The organism is Actinomadura rugatobispora, assembly GCF_055379765.1.
Map to the genome: position 1 here is coordinate 4,117,466 of NZ_AP029191.1, position 17,845 is coordinate 4,135,310.

Sequence of the window (17,845 nt, forward strand, 5' to 3'; positions counted from 1 at the left end):
TGCGGTGTCCTGGCCCCAGGGTGGTCTCAGGCTGGCCCCAGGCATGATCGCCGCCGGGGTCGATCGGGAGCATTTGGGCTGGTCACGGTGGGTGGGTCGCGTGGGACTCGAACCCACAACCTACGGATTAAAAGTCCGGAGCTCTGCCAATTGAGCTAGCGACCCTCGAAACTTGCCGTTCTACCTGGGCTTTCTCACCTGGCCACAAGATCCTTCCGATAGCTCATGGGTGACTCAGCTTAGGATTCTGAGCCCGCCAGGGCTCGCACCGAGTCTAGAGGGCACCGCAGCCCACCGCATCCCAGTACCAGCCCGGCAGAGCTCACACCGAGCCACAGGGAGCACGCATGACCGGAGCCGTCGTCCCCTTCGACCCCCACCGCCGACGCCGCACCAGCCGCCGCCCCCAACCCGCCACTCCCCCTGGACTCACCTTCGGCGCGGCCATGAACTCCTGGACCCTCGCCCTCCAAGCCCGAGGGCGCAGCGACCGCACCATCGGCGAATACGTGGCCACCATCGAGATCTTCACCGCCTGGCTCGACGCCAACGACCTGCCCGACGACGTCGAAGCCGCCACCGCCGAGCACATCCGCCGGTTCCTGACCCACGAGAACGGCCGCGCCTACAACAAGGACAACGTCCGCAAGACCACCCAGCCCGCCACCGCCGCCAAGCACTTCCGCAATCTGCGCGCCCTCTTCAACTGGCTCGTCAAGGAAGGAGAGCGCACCACCCCCTCCCCCGTCCACTCCGAAGACCAGCCTGACGCCCCCAAGAAGCACCGCGCGGCCCTGACCGACGAACAGATGAGCGCCCTGCTGGCCACCTGCAAGAAGCGCACCTTCGAGAACCTGCGCGACGAGGCGATCCTGCGCCTGCTGGTGGACTCCGGCCCCCGCCGCTCAGGCATCGCCGGCATCCGCCACACCCCGGATGACGACGCCACCAACGACCTGTACCTGGCCCGTTACCGCATCCGCATCGTCCTCAAGGGCGGCGACGAGCACCTCATCCCGATCGGGAAGAAGACCGCTCTGGCCATCGACAGGTACATCCGGGCCCGCGCCCGCCACCCGGCAGCCGAGGAGCCGTGGCTGTGGCTGGGGCAGAGGGGCCGGCTCACCGGGTCGGGGATCTACCAGATGGTCCGGGAACGCGGGGCCATGATCGGGGTCCCCGGCCTGCACCCGCACCGGTTCCGGCGCAAGAGCGTCACCGAGTACCTCAACGCCGGCGGGAACCCGATCGACGCGATGTACAACTTCGGCTGGAAGTCGATGGCGATGGTGGACGAGTACACGCGGGAAACCGCGCGTGAGCGAGCGGCGGAAGCTCACGCGCGGCTGTCCCCGGGGGACCGCTACTGAACCGGTCCGGGCAGGTCAGGAGCCGGGGTGTCGGCGACGGTCGGCGTTTGCACCGGCGCCGGCACCTGCGACTCGGAAGGTGTGGGGATGTCTGCCTCCTCGACGGGCCGAACGTCCAGCTCGGCTTCTCGCGTGGCTCGCGTGCGCCAGGGCTTGGGGGCCGGTGGCGCGCCTTTCGGTGCGGGCGTCGACTGGCCCTGAGAGTCGGCGGCCGGGCTGGCGGAAGTGGCTGTGGTGGTGCGTGGGGGCTCCGCAGAGGCCGGCGCTGATGGAGTCACGGCGATGACTCGGGTGGACGTGATGATGGATTGGTCTGGCGCGGGTGCCGTTTCGGTTGGCGTGGCGCGTTCCAAGGAATCAGCGAGCGTCGCGCTCATGACGACGAGAACACCGGAGACGGCGAGGAGCACGGTGACCGCTGCCGCGCCGCCCCGGAAGCGCCTGGAGGGCAGGGGGGCCGGGTGGAGCCCGCCCCGCTCGGGTAGGTGGGAGATTTTCGAGGGGCGGGGCTCGGCTTCACCGAACCGCTGCAGCGTGTCCTGGGTGCCCTGCCAGTACGCCGCCCTCGCGACTCGCCGGATCCTCGGACCGTGCTCGGTCCGTAGGACGACCAGGAGTCCGACGGCCGCGGCGAGCAGGAAGGAGTGGGTTTCGCCTGACGGCTCCTCGAAGAGGAGACCGGCGATGGATCCGCTCCAACAGAGTGCGCAGACGGCGACGGTGACGTGGCGCAGCTTGATCATGACCCTCCCAGCGCGTGGCCGTGTAGATCGGCGTTGTCCCCCTCGGGGCGGGTCTGGCTGGGGGGAAGCCCCGCCCCGTCCGATCTTCCGTTTCGGTTGTTGACCTACCGTCTAACAAATGCACCGAAATGTCACTGTCCGGATTAGGACAGTAACGCCACGTCGTTAAGGAGTGTCCGAACCCGCAACTCTCCGAAAAGATTTACCCGGCCGCTGACTGATCGTCACGGCCCTCGCCATGCCCGCGGCCACCATGTCGGCGGCCGATGAACATCACGAGCTTCTCCAGGATCGTCCTGTTCTGGCGCTGGGTCTCGCTGTACTCCCGCAGGAGCTCCTCGACCACCGCCCGGTCCTCACCCGACAGGCGGCCGATGACTTCCTGCACTTTGCTGTCGAACGCCTCGGTTCCCGCAGCGGCCTGGAGCTCGATCTCCTCCAGGACCTCCGCGGCCTCATGTAGTCGCCGGTCGCCGGGTTGGTACTTATAGAGCCGTTCGGCGGTGATGCCGACGGCGCGTGCCATGTGGGCGATGGTTTCGGCGGGGGCGCGGTTGCCCTTGCCGCCTTCGATCTGGCTCCATCGCTGGTGACTGATTCCCGCCTCGTCGGCGGCTTCCACGATGGTGAGGCGGCGGGCGCGTCTGGCTCGCCCGATGAGCGCGGCCTCTGGGTAGGCGGGTGTGCCCATGGTCGTTAGCTCTCGTTAGCTGAAATTAGCTCGCCCTCACTTTAGAGATCGTTCCCCGGTCTGTCACCTACCCCCGAGGGGCCCCTCTGGCCTGCCACAAAGCCACATGAAGCCAGGCAGTTGCCATTAGCTCTAATTAGCTCTAATCTCGTCGCATGACGTCCAACGAGGGGGCCGTAGACGTCCCCTTCCACGACCGCCGGAAGATCCGCCGCGAGCGGATCCTGGCCGGTCAGAGCCAGGCCGAGACCGCTCGCCGCGCAGAGATCAGCGCCGCCCACCTGTGCAACATCGAGCTCGGCAACGTCGCCAGCCCCTCCCCCGAGGTCCTGGGACGCATCGCCGACGCCATCGGCTGCACCATCGCCGACTTCGAGCGCGACACCCCCACCCGCACGAACGTGGCGGAGGTGGGTTGACATGCCGGCTCGGGACCCGAAGGCGCGCAGCGAGATCGCCCGCACGGCCGCGCTCGTGAACCTCGCCAAGCAGGCGAACTGGGTGGAGATGACCGCCCCAGCCCGCCGCAAGTCGCCGGTGACGTTCGAGTACTGGCTCGACCGCACCAAGACCGAGCACCCGGATGCGCCGCCGCGGCAGCAGCAGCGGATGGCTGAGGCGGCATGGCGTGCCCGGCAACGGCAGAACTCGAAGAAGGCCGTCGAGGCGCGCAAGGCCAAGCGTCAGCCGAAGCCGAAGGCGGGTGCGGCGTGAGCGAGCAGATCGATTACGAGGCGGGCCGGCTGGCGCGGCAAGACCAGCGTTGGCAGGACGCCCAGGCCGCGTACGTCGCCGAGTACGAGGACGTCGACCCGGACGTGGCGTTTGTCGAGCGCGTCAAGGCGGCCACGCGGATGCGGGTCATCGAGCGCGAGTACGAGAACGACGGCCGCCCGGCGGCCTGACAAGCAGACGGGGCCCCCGGGCCGTGCCAGCGGCCGGAGACCCCTAGCCCCACCACCCAGTCACTGCAATGGAAGGCAGGGCATGAAGACCAAGACTAGGCCCCTCACCCTCGCCGACGCCTTCGAGGCGATGGCGAACGTGGAGCTCCAGGAGCAGGACCGGGACGAGAAGCTCGTCACCGTCCCCGCTATCCAGAGCGTTCTGGAGCCGCTCACCATCCACCTGCTGCCGGACGGCCGGGACCTGTGGTGGGGCGAGTTCAAGCGCTGCCTCGTTGCCCGGCAGCGGGCCGAGAACGGGGATGCGCCGTGGCATGACGGGGCGGGCGTCGACTGGGACGCGCGGGTCGCCGAGGCCCTGGAGCGGCTGACCGGAGGCGACCGGTCATGACCCTCAACACCAGCGTCTACGTCCTGGACGAGATCAACTACAAGTACGTCTGGGTGCGCGCCAACCAGCTCATCGGAGCCACCGAGGCGACCCGCTTCCGCAACGAGCAGGTCAAGACCTGGCAGAACGGCGAGGGTAAGCCCGAGCCCGGCAACGCCTGGAGCATCGGCAACAACGCTGGCCAAGGCCTGTGCGCGCTGCTCGACATCCACTACCGGCCCGACGCGCCGCTGCGCGCCAAAGACGGCGGGTGCGAGTGGTACTGCGACCCTGACTGCGAGGACGAGCACCGCAGTCGCGCGTGCTGGCTGGAGGTGTCCTTCGACACCGGCTACGGCCACCGCGACCAGCAGGGCCGTGGCTGCGGTGACCTGCACGCCTCTCTGGTCGCCGATCTCGGCAAGTGGCTGGACGAGCGCGGTGTGCGGTGGCTCTGGGAGAACGAGTTCACCGGCGAGATCCACTCCGGCTATGAGCGGCTGATCGATCTGTGCACGAGCGGCTTCGAGGCCACGGCGTGGTTCCGCAGCACTGTGCTCCCGGCCATCGAGAACGGCGGTGTGTGATGCCTGCCCCCGACGCCCTCACCATCCCACCCCTCGCACTCGCCACCGCAGGCATCGCCACCACCTACCTCACCCCCCACCGCCTCACAGGTGCCCTCACCACCTGCCTCGCCCTCGCCGTCCTCATGTGCGAGGCCATCGCCTACCACGACGACGCCAGCGCCGCCGTCTACCTGGCCGGCGCGGTCATCGCCGCCCAGGTCGCCGGGACCGCGCAGGACGAGACCACCACCGACCAGGACGGAGACGCCCGATGAAGTTCACCGACGAGCAGCTGCGCGACTTCGCCCGCAAGGTCGTCCTCTCATGCACCGAGGACATCGACTACATGGGCGTCGGCGAGAAGTTCGGACACAACTGGGCGCACCTGTCCGAGCAGGAGTTCGACGACGTGCAGAGCCGGGTGCACGACCTCGCCACGTCGTCGACCGTCACCGTCTCCTGGCCCGGCGACCAGGACGCGGATGCCGAGGTGAAGCGACTCCGCGCCGAGGTGGAGCAGCTCACCAAGCGCGCCGAGTTCGCCGAGGCCGCCCACGACCAGCGCCTCCAGGAAGTCGACGCTCTCACCCGCGCCCTCCACGACACCCGGGCCGAGGCAGCCGAATTGGACCGCCGCCTGAACGCGGAGGAGGAGGGCCGGTGAACACCGCCATCGCCGCCCAGCTCAACGCCGCCGCCGACCACATCACCGAACACGGCTGGACCACCGGCGACTGGCACGAGCCCACCATCGACCACGCCAACCCCGGCCACTACCTGCCCATCAACCAGTCCCGGCTCTGCGCCCTCGCCGCCATCAAAATCGCCTGCGGCCAGGACGCCGACGACGCCGAACTCACCCCCGCCACCCGCGCCGCGGCCCGCGCGTTCGCCGACCACCTCGGCCTCAACGTGCCCGCCGATCACGACGACGAGGACGGGGCGCTCACCGAGGCCATCGGCGGCTGGAACGACCGAGACGGGCAGACGCGCGAACAGGTCATCGCCGCGCTCCGCGCTGCGGCCGGCGCCCTGACCGCGGGGAGCCCGGCATGACGCTCACCGAGAAGGCGCAGTGGATCGCCTCGTTCATCGCCGCCGAGGTCATGACCGTCCACGACGGCATCAACCTCCTCATCGAGGAAGCCCAGGGGCGCCTCACCATCGTCGGCGCCGCGGACATGCTCGCGCGCTCGGGCCTGGACGACTGGACGCCGCTGCGCCGACGGGACGGCAGGTGGTGGAAGCGATGAGACGCCCCGGCCTCCTGAACTTTCTCAGCCCCCGTGCCGGCGCCGGGGCGGCATCCCCGGCGCCGGCGGCCGACACGAACTCCCTGATGAAAGAGGTATCGGCAATGACCATCATCCCAGACCCCAAGCGGGCCGCCTACGCGCAAGGGCTCCGCGACCTGGCCGACTTCCTGGAAGCCCAGCCCGAGGTCCCGCTCCCCTCCTACCCCAGGGTGGGCCCCCTCCTGTGGGGCGACGACGAGGACAAGCGCGCGGAGGTCGAGCGGATCGCGTCCCTGCTCGGCGTCACGCCGCGCAAGGAAGCCTCGCAGCACCTGGCCAGTCGGTATTTCGGTCCGGTCGTCTACGAGGTCGTGGCCATCACGGCGGAGGAGATGGAGCGGCACCGCGCGCTGCACTCCTACCGCGACAACGTCCAGCCCGAACCGCCCGCGCTCGCGGAGGAGCCGGCGGACGCGGAGCTGGTGGAGGCGGACGCCGAGCTGGTGGAGGCGGACGCGGAGGCGGCGGCCGAGGCCAGCGTGTCCCCGGTGAGCTACGACGCCGACGAGGTCGTCGAGGGCGGTGGCCAGCATGGCTGAGCCGACCATCATCGTCCGCCTGGACGGCGGCCCGAAGAACGTGTCCGAGTACGGCCCGTTCACCACCCGCCACCAGGCCGAGGCGTTCGCGGCGTTCATGTCGGCGGAGGTCGACCCGGCGCGGGTGTTGGAGGCGTGGGGCGTGGACCCGGAAGGGCTGCTGTCGCCGGTGGGTCCGCTGCTGGCCTGGTACGCGGACTCCAAGGAGCGCCCGGTGCCGCGCCGTCCCGCAATCCACCTGGCCGTGACCAAGATCGGGGAGCGGCCGTGAGCGAGATCAAGCCGGTCGGCTTCTACTGCGACCACTCCGACGAGCCGCTCGGGAAGCGCACCCACGAGGGGTGGGCGTGGACGGCCGACGACGACATGGTGTGGCAGCGTCAGCCGGACGTCATCAGCTCCCATCAGAGCGCGGAGCGGGCGGCCACCCGGAGGTGCCCGCGCGCGGTGCCGGTGTACGCGGTGGACGTGCCCGCGCTGCTGGCCGAGCGGGATCGGGCGCGCGCCGATGCCAAGGGATGGCACGACACCTACCAGCAGCAGGCGAACGCGGACGACGAGTTCTTCGGCGTGCTGCTCGACCTGCTGCCCGGCGCGGCCGACGAGGGCGCGGACGCCTACGACCAGATCCCGCGCGGCATCGAGAAGCTGAAGGCTGAGCAGGACCGCCTCGCCGAGCAGGTACGCCAGGCGATCCAGGCAGCCGAGGACCGGGCGGCCAAGATTGAGTTCAACGACGCCTTCGAGCGCGGGCAGGCGACCGGACTGCGCGCCCTCGCAGCCGGTCTGCGCTCCGCCCTGCACAACGGCGAGGCCCGGTCATGACCGCCCTGCTGTCCCGCACCCGGCGCCTGCTGGACCGGCTGCTGCCCGGCACGCCCGCCACGCCCCGCCTGTGCACCATGTGCGGCCGCACCGCCCGCCGGCTGAGCCCGGCGCATCACGCCGACATCGGGTCCAAGCGCACGCCGACGTGCCGCCGCTGGGGCTGCCCCGGCGAGCTGTGGCACGCCGAGGACCTGGCCGCCCGCGAGGAACGCCAGGCCACGCGGGACCGGCGGCTGCTCGCGCAGTACCCCGCCGAGTACGAGGGCACCCCGCCGCGCATGGCCTGGGACGGGTGGTGGCGATGACCGAGTTCAAGCCCGGCGACATCGTCAACATCACCGTCGAGGGCGCGAGCGTCGTGGAATGCAAGGGCGGCTCGCTGGCCTACGAGTACGTCCTCGTCCCGCATGACGACGAGGAAGAGGTCGTCTACGCGGAGACCTCCATCCGTCTCAGCGACGCGGTGACGGTCGAGCGCGCGGACCCGGAGTGGTGGCCGCCGCAGCCTGGTGACGTGCTGCGGTTCGAGGGGCGGCGGCTGTTCGCCGTGGCGCGCGGGTCGAACGTCACGCTCGTGTCCGCCTTCTGGGCCGAGGAGGGCCTGGATCCGCAGGAGTCGTGGGAGCACCGCCACGACCTGACCCTCGTGAACCGCGAGTACCCGTCATGACCGGGCACCTGCCGCCGACGGCCGCCGAGGACGCCGCCATGCGCGCCCTCCTCGGCGACCCCACCCCCGACCACGACCCCGGCGCTACGCCCCTGGACCGCATCCTCACCGCCGCCGCACCGCGTGACCGGTTGCGGGAGCGGCTGCGGGCGGCGCTGACCGGCGCAGACCTGGAGGCCCTCGGCCGGGCGGCTGTCGCCCGCGTCGAGGCCGCCATGACCGAACGCAAGAACGGCGCCCCGGGGGTCGAGCCCGGGACGCCGCCACATCCGACGGCTGCAAAGGAGCCGACGAACATGCACACCCTACAGAGCGAAGCGACCCCGCGAGGCAGGCAGATGGCGGCGGCGTTCGCGCTGTTCCACCTGCTGGAGGCGCACGTCCCCGACGCCGAGTGGACCACGACCAAGGACGGCGAACTCCACGGCCTGGTCGCCGAGCCCGAGGACGCCCCCCGCGCGGGCGGCGATGCGCCGCTACGCCACCTTCTTCAAGGTCCGCTTGCGCGCCTTCCAGGGCCGCGAGCACGGGCTGGCGTGGGTGCACCTGGAGGTCACCGCCACCTACCGCGGCACCCGCGTCACGGTCTGGACCCGCGTCGACGTCCGGCCCGTGAACGGCGGTGCGGCATGAGCAGGAAGCGCGAGAAGACCTACACGGGCCCGAACCGCGCCCGCGAGCAGCGCCTCCGGGACATGGGCAAGCTGGCGAAGACCCAGGCCGGGAACGCAGGACGCCGGGCCTCCTATTCGCCCGAGATGCTTCGCGAGTTCATCGCGGCACAGATCTGCCCGTGGTGCGGCGCGGGCCCCTACAAGATCCTGGCGATGCACACCGGGCGCCTGCACGGCGTCGACCGGCGCCTGGATCGCGCTGATGGGCCCGGACAAGGCCGAGCACCTCGCCGCGTGGCTGACGCGCGAAGCCTCCTACCTCGGACGCATCGAGAACCCGGCCCGCCAGGAAGAGTTCGCCGACCGCCACGCACTCGCCTTCGCCCGCTCGATCCTCGGCGGTGCCCAGTGACCGCCCCGCAGATCACCCCCGAGATGGTCCAAGAGGTCGCCGCCTACCGGCGCCCCGTCGCCGCACGCATCGCCGCCTACGCCACCTGCCGCTTCGCCGGACTCCGCGTCATCGACGCCTGCCGCGAGACCGGGATCAACGAGGCCACGGGCCGCAACTACGACAAGACGCTGCCGCTGCTGCGCGCCCGCTTCGACCTCCCCGAACCGCCCAAGGCGGGGACAGCGCCCTCCTACGCCGACCCCCGCGAGGCGGGCGGGCGGGGCGGCCACCAGAAGAACCACGTCGCGCGCGGCATCACCCGCCCCGACTGCCCGCACTGCCAGGAGGCCAGCCCGTGACCCCGTCCGAAGAGATCAGGACCGCTGCCCGGCGGCTGCGTGACCTGGGCGAGCGCGCCCAGCGTGTGCTGGAGCGGGAGGTCCGCCACTGGTCGGAGCTGAGCGTCGTGCTCAACCCCGAGCGCCCGCACGGCTCACCGATGGTCTGGTCCCAGCTCACGGCCGCCATGCCGCCCGTGTTCGCCGTCGCCGTCGCCGAATGGCTGGAGTCCTGGGACGGCTTCGACCAGCCCGAGACCGCGCCGCACGCCGACGACTGGAAGCACGCCCTGCAGATCGCCCGTCTGGTCAACCGCGCCGTCGAAGGAGGCACCCGATGACCGAGCAGCGCATCCCGCCCTACGCCCACGCCCTCATCCTCGCCGCCGCCCAGGAAGACCGCGACGTCACCACCTGGACCGCCCGCGAAAAGGAACTCTCCGACGCCTACACCGAACACCAGAAGCGCGCCACCGCCGAACGCGACCGCATCGAAGCCCGACTCGCCGCCGCCCGCCGCGAGACCGAGCAGCAGCTCAACGCCCTCGACCAGGAGGGCCGCCGGATCGCCTCCGACCTCGCCGACGCCGCCCGCCGCAAGGACCGGCACGTCACCGACGCCGCCGAAGCCCGGCGGATGGTCACCGACTGGTGCACCCGGCACGGCATCGACGCCACCGCCCTGCCCGCCGTCGACACCGGCCCCCTGCCCGCCGTCCCGGCCGAAGTCGCGGAGCGCCGGGACCTGCTCCGCGCCCTCACGCAGGAGGCCGTCGAAGCGGGCACCTACGGCGAGCCCGCCGACCCCGAATCCTGGACCGTCCCCGGCGACCTCGTCACCCACGCCACCGGAGGCCACCCCACCATCGGCGAACCCGTCGCCGGCCACGCCACCACGACCACCACCACCGACCTGCCCGGGAGGTCTTCCTTTCGCCCGGGTGACGGCCGTCCTGCGCAGGGTGACCCGGGCAACACCATCACCGACCCCGCCCCGGCACGCGAAGACCTGAACGGAGACGACCAGTGAGCTACGAGATCACCGACCTGGGCGGCGACGTCACCCTCACCACCATCGACTACGCCACCGAGACCGGCCCGTTCTGGTACGTCGTCATCGACGACACCCCCGTCCTCCCCGAGAACCCGCTTCCGCTGGAGCTGGCGGTCCGCCGCTTCCGGGAAGAGGTCACCGAGGCCACCGACGGCGACGTGGTGGATCTGCGCCAGTGCACCGCCGAGGACCTGAAGTGGGCGGGCATCACCACCGCCGACCAGCGCCAGAACGGGGGCGAGACGGGTGCCTGAGCCGACGATGACGCCACGGGAATGGGTCGCCGCCTTCCTGGCCAGTGACGACGAGCTCCGCGAGATCCAGGCGCGGCAGGCCATGGAACAGAACCGCGAGGTCGTTCGGCTCCGCAACGAGCGGGACGAGGCCCGCGCCGAACTGGTGGCCCAGGCCGTCCGGTGGACCGAGCACTTCGACCGCGCCGCCGCCGAACGCCGCAAGGTCGAACGCGACCGGGACGCCGCCCTCGCCGAACTCGCCCGGCTCCGCAGGGGCGGTGGGACTGATGGCTGAGCCCTACTGGAACGGGGGCGACGTCCAGCTGTACGTGGGCGACAGCCGGGAGATCCTGCCCGACCTCGGCATCACCGCCGACCTGATCGTGGCCGACCCGCCGTACGCCGAGACCTCCCTGACGTGGGACCGGTGGCCCGGCAACTGGCCGCTCCTCGTCCGTGAAGCCGCCCGGTCGATGTGGTGCTTCGGGTCGATGCGCATGTTCCTGGAGCGTGGCCACGAATTCACCGGCGCGGGCTGGAAGCTCAGCCAGGACGTCATCTGGGAGAAGCACAACGGCAGCGGGTTCGCCGCCGACCGGTTCAAGCGGGTCCACGAGACCGTCACGCACTGGTACCGGGGCGACTGGCGCGACCTGCACCACGAGGTGCCCCGCGTGCCGCACCTCGGCCCCGACGAGACACGCCCCACCAAGCGGCGCTCACAGCCCGCCCACACCGGAACCGTCGCGGCGCGCGGGTGGAGCGACGACGGTACCCGCATGGCCCGCACGGTGTTGCGGATCCGTTCCGCCCACCACCGCGCCATCCACCCCACCGAGAAGCCCGTCGAGCTGCTGGACCTGCTGATCCGGTACGCCTGCCCGCCCGGCGGCATGGTGGTCGACCCGTTCGCCGGGTCCGGCTCCACCCTGGAGGCCGCCCGCCTCACCGGCCGCAAGGCGATCGGCATCGAGGCCCACGAACCCTACGCCGAAGCCGCCGCCCGCCGCCTCGCACAAGCCCCGCTGGGGGCGTCGTGACCGGGCTCCACTTCGCCGTCGCCGTGCTCGCCGCCCTGGGACTGGTGGCCGCCTACGCGGTCATCGCCTGGCGGCGGGCCGGCGACACCCTCACCCGCATCACCGGCACCGGCCCGCTCTACGACGACTGCGGCTGCTCCGACGGCCGCTCCTACGGCGCCACCGGGAGGCGACCCGAATGAGCAAACGCCAGCTCCAGCCGTGCGGCACCCACGCCGCCTACGTCCGCCACAAGTACCGCGGCGAACCCATCGACGACGCATGCGAGGCCGCGCACCGCGCCTACTGCGCTGCCTGGGCCCGCAAGGCACGCGACCGGTACCCCACGGCCACGTGCACCGCCTGCGAACGCGAGCGGCTGATTCTGCGCTACGGCTGGTGCCAGTCGTGCGTTTCCCGCTGGCAGCAGGCCGGACGCCCCGACACCGGGCCACCGCCGCTCCGCCGCATGACCAGCACCCGCGCCGTCGAACTACGCGAGGACTTCACCTGGCTCCTGGAGACCGGCGAGTCCGTCGAGATGGCCGCCGAGCGCCTCGGTATCGCAGCCGGCACCGCCCGCGACTGGCACCAGCGGTGGCGGAAGGAGGCTGCGGCATGACCGCCCGCATCTGCTCCAACTGCGACAATCCCCGCCAGCCCAGCACCGGCGGCCACGGCTGGTGCAGCACCTGCTACCACCGCTGGTACCGCGCCGGCGCCCACGAAGGAGAACCACCGCCGCCCCCACGCCACGGCCCCGAGCACTCCGCCATGCTGCGCGAGGAGGTCGTCTGGCTCGTCGAGGGCGGCACCTCGGTCGCCGATGCCGCAGCCCGCGTCGGCATCACCGTCGACACCGCCCGCGCCTACATCCCGCCGACCGCGCCCCCGGCCGAGTGCGCGCACGACGGCTGCACGGCCACGGCCGTCCACCGCAAGTGGTGCACTGACCACAAGGACGTGCGCCGCCTCTACCAGGAGTTGCGCGCCGGAGGCGTGGGCCGCCACGACGCCGCCCGCCGCATCGGCGTCGGGATCTCCAGGACCTACGTGTGGGAGCCCGGCCAGCGCGGCCAGGGGCGTCCACCGGCCCCGTGCGGCACCGACGCCGCCTACCACCGGCACCGCCGCAACGGCGAACCCATCGACAAGGCGTGCCGCACAGCGCACTCCGCCCGGGTCGCCACCTACATCAAGACCTCCACACCGGTGCCGTGCACCGCATGCGGCGAGCCGCGGCCCCTTGGCACCGGAGGGCACGGCTACTGCATCGCCTGCTACGGGCGCTGGCACGCCGCCGGGAAACCAGAGACGGGACCACCGCCGCCGAGCAAGGGCCCGGCCGCCTCCGTCGAACTCCGCGAGGAGTACTTCTGGCTCCGCGACGGCGGCGAGAGCATCCCCGAGGCCGCCCGCCGGGTCGGCATCAAGCCCAGCACCGCCGACACCTGGGAACGCAAGCGCAAGGCGGGCGCCCTGTGACCGCCACCGACCGGCCCGGTCCGCCCCCGAGCTCTCACGGGGACGGACAGGGCGCCCCCTGGGACATCACCGGCAACGAAGCCCCGCTCACCACCGCCGACATCACCGCGATCCTCCAGACCGCCTACCCGCCCCGCGCCGGGCACATCCGCTGGACCCGCGCCGAGCAGCTCATCCGCGACCACACCACCCCGCAGTCACGCGCGGCGATCCTGGCCTGGGCCGACCGGCAGCGCGTCCCCGTCCAGGACGCCCTGTTCGAGGAGGTCGCATGAAACCGCCCCTGGCCTACTACGGCGCCAAGGTCACCATCGCCCAGCAGATCGCCGCGCTCTTCCCCGACCACGAGCACTACGTCGAACCCTTCGCCGGGTCCCTGGCCGTCCTGCTCGCCAAGCGCCCATCCCGCATGGAGACCGTCAACGACCTCGACTCCCGGCTCATGGCCTTCTGGCGCATCCTCCGCGACCGGCCCGCCGACCTGCAGCGCGTCTGCGCCCTCACCCCGCACGCCCGCGCCGAACACATCGAGGCCTACCAGCCCGTCCCCGACGACCACCCCGACCCACAGCTCGAGGAAGCCCGCCGCGTCTGGGTCCTGCTCTCCCAGGGCCGCGGCGGCACCCTCCGCCGCACCGGCTGGCGGTTCTACATCGACCCCGCCGGGTCCGTCACCTCCATGCCCGGCTACCTGAACGGCTACCTCGACCGAATGGCGGCCGCCGCCGAACGCCTCGCCCGCGTCTCCCTCGAATGCCGCCCCGCCCTCGAAGTCCTCGAGGCCTACGGCGCCCAGCCCGACGTGCTCATGTATGTCGACCCGCCCTACCTCGGCTCCACCCGGGCGCGGAACTACCGGCACGAGATGGGCTCCGACGCCGAGCACCGCGAACTGGCCGCGGCCCTCGAGGCCTGCCGCGCCACCGTGATCCTGTCCGGCTACCACTCCCCGCTGTACGACGACCTGTACGCCGGCTGGCACCGCCACGAGATCCACACCGGCACCGGGCAGGCCAACCAGTGGTCCCCGCGCACCGAGGTGCTGTGGTCCAACCGGCCGTTCCCCGTCGCCGACGGCCTGTTCGACACGGCGGTGATCGCATGACCGCCCACTCCACCGGCACCGGCCACCTCCCCCAACTGGCCGCCGTCTCCTGGGCCTGCACCTGCGGCCACGCCCACGTCCTGGACTACGGGCCGTCCGCGCCACCCGACTGGGCCCTGCGCGTCGCCGCCGCACAAGCCCACACCCACACCACCATCGCCAGCCTTCGCGCCCTCACACGCCCCCTGGAGACCCGATGCAACCCCGAGTCATAGGGCTGGACCTCAGCCTCGCCGCCACCGGCATCGCCCGCGTCGACGGCAGCCTGGACATCATCACCACCGGGCCGGGCGACCACCTGGGCGACCAGCGCGACCGGCTCCGCCACATCACCGACGAGGTCATCGCCCGCACCAAAGCCGGGCTGTTCGAGGGACCCCACCTCGCCGTCATCGAGGGCCCGTCCTACAACTCCCGCGGCGCCGGCACCTGGGACCGCGCCGGGCTGTGGTGGCTGGTCGTCGACCGCCTGTTCCACGAGTGCGTCCCGGTCGCCGTTGTTCCGCCCGCCGCCCTCAAGCGCTACGCCACCGGCCGCGGCAACGCCACCAAGGCCGACATGCGCCTCGCCCTCTACCAGCGCGAACACCGCGACGTCCGCGACGACAACATGGTCGACGCCCGCTGGCTCGCCCTCATGGGCCTGGACTGGCTCGGCTTCTCGCCCATCCTCCTGCCCAAGACCCACCGCGACGCCATGACCAAGATCGACTGGCCGGAGGTGGCGTGATGGCCAAGCGCACCATCACCTGCCGCTGCTGCGGCCGACCCGGCCCCCACCGCGGCCACGGCTACCGCGAAGCCTGTTACCGCCGCTGGGCGGCGGCCGGCCGCCCCGCCTCCGGCCCGCCCATGCCCCGCGAACCCTCCGAATGCCCGCCCCGCCCCGGGCACAACGCCGCCGCAGCCCGCCAGCAGTACAAGGAACTGCGCGAGGCCGGGCAGACCCGACTCGAAGCCGCCGCGCAGATCGGCATCTCCTTCACCACCTCCTGGCGCTACGAAGCATGGCTCCGGGACGAGGTGATGAGCCGATGACCCCCACCAGCCCGACCCGCACCAACGCCGGCATGCGCACCGACCTCGAACAATCCGGCCGCCACCTCCTCGCCGGAACCGGCACCACCTACGGCCACGCCGAACCCGACGACCGAGAGCGCGCCCACCTGCTCATCCGGCGTCTCGCCAACCGGCACCAGTGCACCGCGCCCGCGGCCGTGAGCGCCCTGGTGTGCCTCGCGCTCGGCGCCGGACCCGTCGCCAGTGCTGCGCTCTGGCCGGCCGCCGTAGCCCTTCTCAAGCCCGGCTCCATGTGCGAGCGGCCCGCCCGGCACGCCTCCGACGTCACCGATGCCCTCATGGCGCTGCGCGTCCTCGGTCTGGTCGAAGACGCCTGCCCCCAGGTGCACCGCGACTTCCGCGGCAGGAAGATCCGCACCGCGACCTGCCCCGTCTGCAGGCGCACCAAGAAGATCGGCCGCACCGGCAACCTGCACAAGCACGACCGCGGTGACGGGACTCCCTGCCCTGGTGGGGGAAAGCGGCCCGCCGAGGGGAGTGCGGCGTGATGGCTCAGACCTCAGTCGTCGCCGGTGGGCAGCAGCAGCCGGCGCACATGCTCGCGGGTATACCCGGTCTCTTCGACCAGCTCAACCTGCCGGACGCCGGCGTCACGAGCCGCACGGAGCGTCTCTCGCAGATGCTCGTGAGCCTCGTCGAGCCGCCGCTGAGCGGTCTTGCGGCGTCGTACGGCGTTCCGGACGTCGTTCATCGCCTGCTCCTGATCCACGGGGTCATGTTCGCACACACGGATGTGGCCACCCGAAGGGTACCTCACGAAAGCCACTTGCATGTGGCCACATCGATGTGGCATAACTGTGATGCGACGCCCCCGCAACACCACGTCTCGCACAGCAGCCAGCAGCCAAACAGCAACGGAGTCGCCCTCATGACCGACGCCCACATCGACCTGCCCGGCGACCTCGCCGGATGGGTCGCCATCCTCCGGCAGTGCCGCACCAAGCGCGCCGAACTCGACCAAGTCGAAGCCGCCGCTCGCGAGAAGATCCAGGACGCCCTCGGCGACCAGACCGAAGGCCGCATCGACGGCAAGCCCGTGGTGCGCTGGACCCACACCGCCCCGGCCCGCCGCCTCGACAAGAAGGCCCTGACTGCGGACCACCCGGACCTGGTGGAGAAGTACACGGTCATCGGTGAGCCGGGCCGCCGCTTCACCCTCCTCGACCCCGAGGACGGCGCCTAATGGACGCCCGCACCGCGCTCGCCTGCCCGTACTACGCGGGAACCGGCGACCTGAAATGCGCGTCCGGATGCCGCACCGAGCCCGCTTGCGTCACCGAGGAACCGACCGACGGATGGAAAGTCCCGGAGGCGTCCGCGGTGAACGACGCGCTCGCCTACGAGAAGCTCATCGGCCGCCACATCACCGTCACCTACGCCGACGGTCGTGGACTCTCCGGGATCCTCCTCGACATCGACAAGGCGGACACCCCCGACAAGGCCGTCCTGGTCATCAACACGATCGGGGGCATGGCGGGAGCGCCGGTCAGCATCATCACCGAGGTCACCGAGAGCAGCTCCACGCCGGTCATCCCGCCGCGCAAGCACATCAGCCGGGACCCGATCACGCTCACCCTCCCGCACAACCAGGTCGCCTTCCTCGCCGACCTCGTCGGTGGCACCGGCGACTTCATCTGGGGGCACCTCTCTAAGCACCACGACGTCACCGACGTCGGGGCTCTCTACGACGCGCTCAATGAAGCCACCTCCGCCAATGGCTCCGCCGAGGGCGGCGAATCATGAGCGACCTGCACGCCGAGCTCCTCCGCGTCGTCGAAAACGCCATCACCAACCACCCGCGCAGCCTGCAGAAGCGCATCGGCCCGAGCGAGATCGGCGACCCCTGCGCCCGCAAGATCGCCTACAAGCTCGCAGGCATGGGCGAGGTCAACCCCCGGCGCAACGTCCCCTGGAAGCCCACCGTCGGCACCGCCGTTCACGCATGGCTCGAAGAGGTCTTCCACCTGGCCAACAAGGACCTCCCCACCTGGGCCGTCGGCGACAACCGTTACTGGTGCGAAGTCCGCGTCGACGTCGGCGAGATCCTCGGCGAGACCATCACCGGTTCCTGCGACCTGTTCGTCGGCGACCCCGCCAACCCGGCCATCGGCGGCACCGTCGTCGACTACAAGATCGTCGGCGACGACCAGCTTCGCAAATACCGCAGCCAGGGCCCCGGCGACCAGTACCGCGCCCAGGCCCACCTGTACGGACGCGGCTGGACCCGCCGCGGCGCCCGCGTCGACCACGTCGCTGTCTGGTTCTTCCCCCGCAACCAGGAACTCCGCCAGAACTACTTCTGGACCGAGCCCTACGACGAGCAGGTCGCCGTCGACGCCCTCACCCGCGCCGAAGGCATCGCCAAACTCACCGGCCAGCTCGGCACCGCAGCCGCGGCCCTCCTCCCGGCCACAGAGAACTGGTGCACCTACTGCACCTACTTCAAGCCCGGCAGCACCGACCCGTCGGCCGGCTGCCCCGGCGTCATCGACGCCACCACCCCATCCCCATCCCTCGCGGCACTCATCGCGAAATAGCAC

General features: G+C 71.3%; 38 protein-coding genes and 1 tRNA gene. 35 read left to right on the forward strand and 4 right to left on the reverse strand.

What is annotated here, in order from left to right:
• Positions 1 to 92 precede the first annotated feature (92 nt).
• Positions 93 to 165 (reverse strand) — tRNA-Lys (locus ACZ466_RS17750).
• A gap of 182 nt (positions 166 to 347) precedes the next feature.
• Here ACZ466_RS17750 and ACZ466_RS17755 point away from each other — a divergent pair.
• A complete protein-coding gene (locus ACZ466_RS17755; protein WP_378280203.1) occupies positions 348 to 1,370 on the forward strand; it encodes a tyrosine-type recombinase/integrase in 1,023 nt (340 codons plus the stop codon).
• On the opposite strand, the gene ACZ466_RS17760 is transcribed toward ACZ466_RS17755, so the two are convergent.
• Positions 1,364 to 2,113: a hypothetical protein gene (locus tag ACZ466_RS17760; RefSeq protein WP_378280205.1), complete on the reverse strand. Its 750-nt coding sequence runs from the start codon at positions 2,111 to 2,113 to the stop codon at positions 1,364 to 1,366. The two genes, ACZ466_RS17755 and ACZ466_RS17760, sit on opposite strands and share 7 nt — an antisense overlap.
• A gap of 202 nt (positions 2,114 to 2,315) precedes the next feature.
• Complete coding sequence (locus ACZ466_RS17765) at positions 2,316 to 2,804, reverse strand: helix-turn-helix domain-containing protein (protein ID WP_378280206.1); 489 nt, start codon at positions 2,802 to 2,804, stop codon at positions 2,316 to 2,318.
• Positions 2,805 to 2,959: 155 nt separating this feature from the next.
• Between ACZ466_RS17765 and ACZ466_RS17770 the strand changes: the two genes are divergently transcribed.
• From ACZ466_RS17770 to ACZ466_RS17920, 31 genes are all read left to right on the forward strand, one after another.
• The gene (locus tag ACZ466_RS17770) at positions 2,960 to 3,223 is read left to right on the forward strand and encodes a helix-turn-helix domain-containing protein (protein WP_378280208.1); all 264 of its coding nucleotides are present in this window, start codon (positions 2,960 to 2,962) and stop codon (positions 3,221 to 3,223) included.
• A gap of 1 nt (position 3,224) precedes the next feature.
• A complete protein-coding gene (locus ACZ466_RS17775) occupies positions 3,225 to 3,518 on the forward strand; it encodes a hypothetical protein (protein WP_378280210.1) in 294 nt (97 codons plus the stop codon).
• Positions 3,515 to 3,709, forward strand: coding sequence for a hypothetical protein (locus ACZ466_RS17780; protein WP_378280212.1), 195 nt, complete (start codon positions 3,515 to 3,517; stop codon positions 3,707 to 3,709). Before ACZ466_RS17775 ends, ACZ466_RS17780 begins: the two co-directional genes overlap by 4 nt.
• Before the next feature lie 82 nt (positions 3,710 to 3,791).
• A complete protein-coding gene (locus ACZ466_RS17785) occupies positions 3,792 to 4,100 on the forward strand; it encodes a hypothetical protein (protein WP_378280214.1) in 309 nt (102 codons plus the stop codon).
• Entirely contained in the window at positions 4,097 to 4,666 is a 570-nt protein-coding gene (locus ACZ466_RS17790) for a hypothetical protein (protein ID WP_378280215.1), read from the forward strand. The genes ACZ466_RS17785 and ACZ466_RS17790 overlap by 4 nt, the downstream gene beginning before the upstream one ends.
• Positions 4,666 to 4,923 carry a hypothetical protein gene (locus ACZ466_RS17795; RefSeq protein ID WP_378280217.1) on the forward strand — a complete coding sequence of 86 codons (258 nt, stop codon included), beginning with the start codon at positions 4,666 to 4,668 and terminating at the stop codon, positions 4,921 to 4,923. The genes ACZ466_RS17790 and ACZ466_RS17795 overlap by 1 nt, the downstream gene beginning before the upstream one ends.
• Positions 4,920 to 5,312: a hypothetical protein gene (locus ACZ466_RS17800; RefSeq protein WP_378280218.1), complete on the forward strand. Its 393-nt coding sequence runs from the start codon at positions 4,920 to 4,922 to the stop codon at positions 5,310 to 5,312. Before ACZ466_RS17795 ends, ACZ466_RS17800 begins: the two co-directional genes overlap by 4 nt.
• Positions 5,309 to 5,704, forward strand: coding sequence for a DUF6197 family protein (locus tag ACZ466_RS17805; RefSeq protein ID WP_378280220.1), 396 nt, complete (start codon positions 5,309 to 5,311; stop codon positions 5,702 to 5,704). The genes ACZ466_RS17800 and ACZ466_RS17805 overlap by 4 nt, the downstream gene beginning before the upstream one ends.
• Positions 5,701 to 5,901, forward strand: a complete 201-nt coding sequence (locus ACZ466_RS17810; RefSeq protein WP_378280222.1) for a hypothetical protein — start codon at positions 5,701 to 5,703, stop codon at positions 5,899 to 5,901. Before ACZ466_RS17805 ends, ACZ466_RS17810 begins: the two co-directional genes overlap by 4 nt.
• Before the next feature lie 104 nt (positions 5,902 to 6,005).
• Positions 6,006 to 6,482 carry a hypothetical protein gene (locus ACZ466_RS17815; protein ID WP_378280224.1) on the forward strand — a complete coding sequence of 159 codons (477 nt, stop codon included), beginning with the start codon at positions 6,006 to 6,008 and terminating at the stop codon, positions 6,480 to 6,482.
• Positions 6,475 to 6,753, forward strand: coding sequence for a hypothetical protein (locus ACZ466_RS17820; protein WP_378280225.1), 279 nt, complete (start codon positions 6,475 to 6,477; stop codon positions 6,751 to 6,753). Before ACZ466_RS17815 ends, ACZ466_RS17820 begins: the two co-directional genes overlap by 8 nt.
• Positions 6,750 to 7,307, forward strand: a complete 558-nt coding sequence (locus tag ACZ466_RS17825) for a hypothetical protein (RefSeq protein ID WP_378280227.1) — start codon at positions 6,750 to 6,752, stop codon at positions 7,305 to 7,307. The genes ACZ466_RS17820 and ACZ466_RS17825 overlap by 4 nt, the downstream gene beginning before the upstream one ends.
• Positions 7,304 to 7,615 carry a hypothetical protein gene (locus ACZ466_RS17830; protein WP_378280229.1) on the forward strand — a complete coding sequence of 104 codons (312 nt, stop codon included), beginning with the start codon at positions 7,304 to 7,306 and terminating at the stop codon, positions 7,613 to 7,615. Before ACZ466_RS17825 ends, ACZ466_RS17830 begins: the two co-directional genes overlap by 4 nt.
• Positions 7,612 to 7,980: a hypothetical protein gene (locus tag ACZ466_RS17835; RefSeq protein WP_378280231.1), complete on the forward strand. Its 369-nt coding sequence runs from the start codon at positions 7,612 to 7,614 to the stop codon at positions 7,978 to 7,980. The genes ACZ466_RS17830 and ACZ466_RS17835 overlap by 4 nt, the downstream gene beginning before the upstream one ends.
• Before the next feature lie 468 nt (positions 7,981 to 8,448).
• Positions 8,449 to 8,613 (forward strand): hypothetical protein, encoded by a 165-nt coding sequence (locus tag ACZ466_RS17840; protein ID WP_464043883.1) that lies wholly within the window; start codon positions 8,449 to 8,451, stop codon positions 8,611 to 8,613.
• 243 nt (positions 8,614 to 8,856) lie between these two features.
• Positions 8,857 to 9,006: a hypothetical protein gene (locus tag ACZ466_RS17845; RefSeq protein ID WP_378280235.1), complete on the forward strand. Its 150-nt coding sequence runs from the start codon at positions 8,857 to 8,859 to the stop codon at positions 9,004 to 9,006.
• Positions 9,003 to 9,347 (forward strand): hypothetical protein, encoded by a 345-nt coding sequence (locus ACZ466_RS17850; RefSeq protein WP_378280237.1) that lies wholly within the window; start codon positions 9,003 to 9,005, stop codon positions 9,345 to 9,347. The genes ACZ466_RS17845 and ACZ466_RS17850 overlap by 4 nt, the downstream gene beginning before the upstream one ends.
• The gene (locus ACZ466_RS17855; RefSeq protein WP_378280239.1) at positions 9,344 to 9,667 is read left to right on the forward strand and encodes a hypothetical protein; all 324 of its coding nucleotides are present in this window, start codon (positions 9,344 to 9,346) and stop codon (positions 9,665 to 9,667) included. The genes ACZ466_RS17850 and ACZ466_RS17855 overlap by 4 nt, the downstream gene beginning before the upstream one ends.
• Positions 9,664 to 10,356 (forward strand): hypothetical protein, encoded by a 693-nt coding sequence (locus tag ACZ466_RS17860; RefSeq protein WP_378280241.1) that lies wholly within the window; start codon positions 9,664 to 9,666, stop codon positions 10,354 to 10,356. The genes ACZ466_RS17855 and ACZ466_RS17860 overlap by 4 nt, the downstream gene beginning before the upstream one ends.
• Positions 10,353 to 10,634 carry a hypothetical protein gene (locus ACZ466_RS17865; RefSeq protein WP_378280242.1) on the forward strand — a complete coding sequence of 94 codons (282 nt, stop codon included), beginning with the start codon at positions 10,353 to 10,355 and terminating at the stop codon, positions 10,632 to 10,634. Before ACZ466_RS17860 ends, ACZ466_RS17865 begins: the two co-directional genes overlap by 4 nt.
• A gap of 7 nt (positions 10,635 to 10,641) precedes the next feature.
• The gene (locus tag ACZ466_RS17870) at positions 10,642 to 10,911 is read left to right on the forward strand and encodes a hypothetical protein (RefSeq protein ID WP_378280244.1); all 270 of its coding nucleotides are present in this window, start codon (positions 10,642 to 10,644) and stop codon (positions 10,909 to 10,911) included.
• The gene (locus ACZ466_RS17875; RefSeq protein ID WP_378280245.1) at positions 10,904 to 11,656 is read left to right on the forward strand and encodes a DNA-methyltransferase; all 753 of its coding nucleotides are present in this window, start codon (positions 10,904 to 10,906) and stop codon (positions 11,654 to 11,656) included. Before ACZ466_RS17870 ends, ACZ466_RS17875 begins: the two co-directional genes overlap by 8 nt.
• Positions 11,653 to 11,838: a hypothetical protein gene (locus ACZ466_RS17880; RefSeq protein ID WP_378280247.1), complete on the forward strand. Its 186-nt coding sequence runs from the start codon at positions 11,653 to 11,655 to the stop codon at positions 11,836 to 11,838. The genes ACZ466_RS17875 and ACZ466_RS17880 overlap by 4 nt, the downstream gene beginning before the upstream one ends.
• Positions 11,835 to 12,257 (forward strand): hypothetical protein, encoded by a 423-nt coding sequence (locus tag ACZ466_RS17885; protein WP_378280249.1) that lies wholly within the window; start codon positions 11,835 to 11,837, stop codon positions 12,255 to 12,257. Before ACZ466_RS17880 ends, ACZ466_RS17885 begins: the two co-directional genes overlap by 4 nt.
• Positions 12,254 to 13,120, forward strand: coding sequence for a hypothetical protein (locus ACZ466_RS17890; protein WP_378280251.1), 867 nt, complete (start codon positions 12,254 to 12,256; stop codon positions 13,118 to 13,120). Before ACZ466_RS17885 ends, ACZ466_RS17890 begins: the two co-directional genes overlap by 4 nt.
• Positions 13,117 to 13,395, forward strand: a complete 279-nt coding sequence (locus tag ACZ466_RS17895) for a hypothetical protein (protein WP_378280253.1) — start codon at positions 13,117 to 13,119, stop codon at positions 13,393 to 13,395. The genes ACZ466_RS17890 and ACZ466_RS17895 overlap by 4 nt, the downstream gene beginning before the upstream one ends.
• Positions 13,392 to 14,225: a DNA adenine methylase gene (locus ACZ466_RS17900; RefSeq protein ID WP_378280255.1), complete on the forward strand. Its 834-nt coding sequence runs from the start codon at positions 13,392 to 13,394 to the stop codon at positions 14,223 to 14,225. The genes ACZ466_RS17895 and ACZ466_RS17900 overlap by 4 nt, the downstream gene beginning before the upstream one ends.
• Positions 14,222 to 14,440, forward strand: a complete 219-nt coding sequence (locus ACZ466_RS17905) for a hypothetical protein (RefSeq protein WP_378280256.1) — start codon at positions 14,222 to 14,224, stop codon at positions 14,438 to 14,440. Before ACZ466_RS17900 ends, ACZ466_RS17905 begins: the two co-directional genes overlap by 4 nt.
• Entirely contained in the window at positions 14,422 to 14,955 is a 534-nt protein-coding gene (locus ACZ466_RS17910; RefSeq protein WP_378280258.1) for a hypothetical protein, read from the forward strand. The genes ACZ466_RS17905 and ACZ466_RS17910 overlap by 19 nt, the downstream gene beginning before the upstream one ends.
• On the forward strand, positions 14,955 to 15,263 hold the full coding sequence (locus ACZ466_RS17915; protein WP_378280260.1) for a hypothetical protein: 309 nt from the start codon (positions 14,955 to 14,957) through the stop codon (positions 15,261 to 15,263). Before ACZ466_RS17910 ends, ACZ466_RS17915 begins: the two co-directional genes overlap by 1 nt.
• Positions 15,260 to 15,793: a hypothetical protein gene (locus tag ACZ466_RS17920; protein ID WP_378280262.1), complete on the forward strand. Its 534-nt coding sequence runs from the start codon at positions 15,260 to 15,262 to the stop codon at positions 15,791 to 15,793. Before ACZ466_RS17915 ends, ACZ466_RS17920 begins: the two co-directional genes overlap by 4 nt.
• Positions 15,794 to 15,804: 11 nt before the next feature.
• Here the strand turns inward: ACZ466_RS17920 and ACZ466_RS17925 are convergent, their stop codons facing one another.
• The gene (locus ACZ466_RS17925; RefSeq protein ID WP_378280264.1) at positions 15,805 to 16,014 is read right to left on the reverse strand and encodes a hypothetical protein; all 210 of its coding nucleotides are present in this window, start codon (positions 16,012 to 16,014) and stop codon (positions 15,805 to 15,807) included.
• Positions 16,015 to 16,173: 159 nt separating this feature from the next.
• Between ACZ466_RS17925 and ACZ466_RS17930 the strand changes: the two genes are divergently transcribed.
• From ACZ466_RS17930 to ACZ466_RS17940, 3 genes are read left to right on the forward strand one after another with little or no spacing between them, the layout of a single operon-like run.
• Positions 16,174 to 16,488, forward strand: a complete 315-nt coding sequence (locus ACZ466_RS17930) for a hypothetical protein (RefSeq protein WP_378280266.1) — start codon at positions 16,174 to 16,176, stop codon at positions 16,486 to 16,488.
• Entirely contained in the window at positions 16,488 to 17,048 is a 561-nt protein-coding gene (locus ACZ466_RS17935) for a hypothetical protein (RefSeq protein WP_378280268.1), read from the forward strand. The genes ACZ466_RS17930 and ACZ466_RS17935 overlap by 1 nt, the downstream gene beginning before the upstream one ends.
• Positions 17,045 to 17,842, forward strand: a complete 798-nt coding sequence (locus ACZ466_RS17940) for a hypothetical protein (RefSeq protein WP_378280269.1) — start codon at positions 17,045 to 17,047, stop codon at positions 17,840 to 17,842. The genes ACZ466_RS17935 and ACZ466_RS17940 overlap by 4 nt, the downstream gene beginning before the upstream one ends.
• Positions 17,843 to 17,845 lie beyond the last annotated feature (3 nt).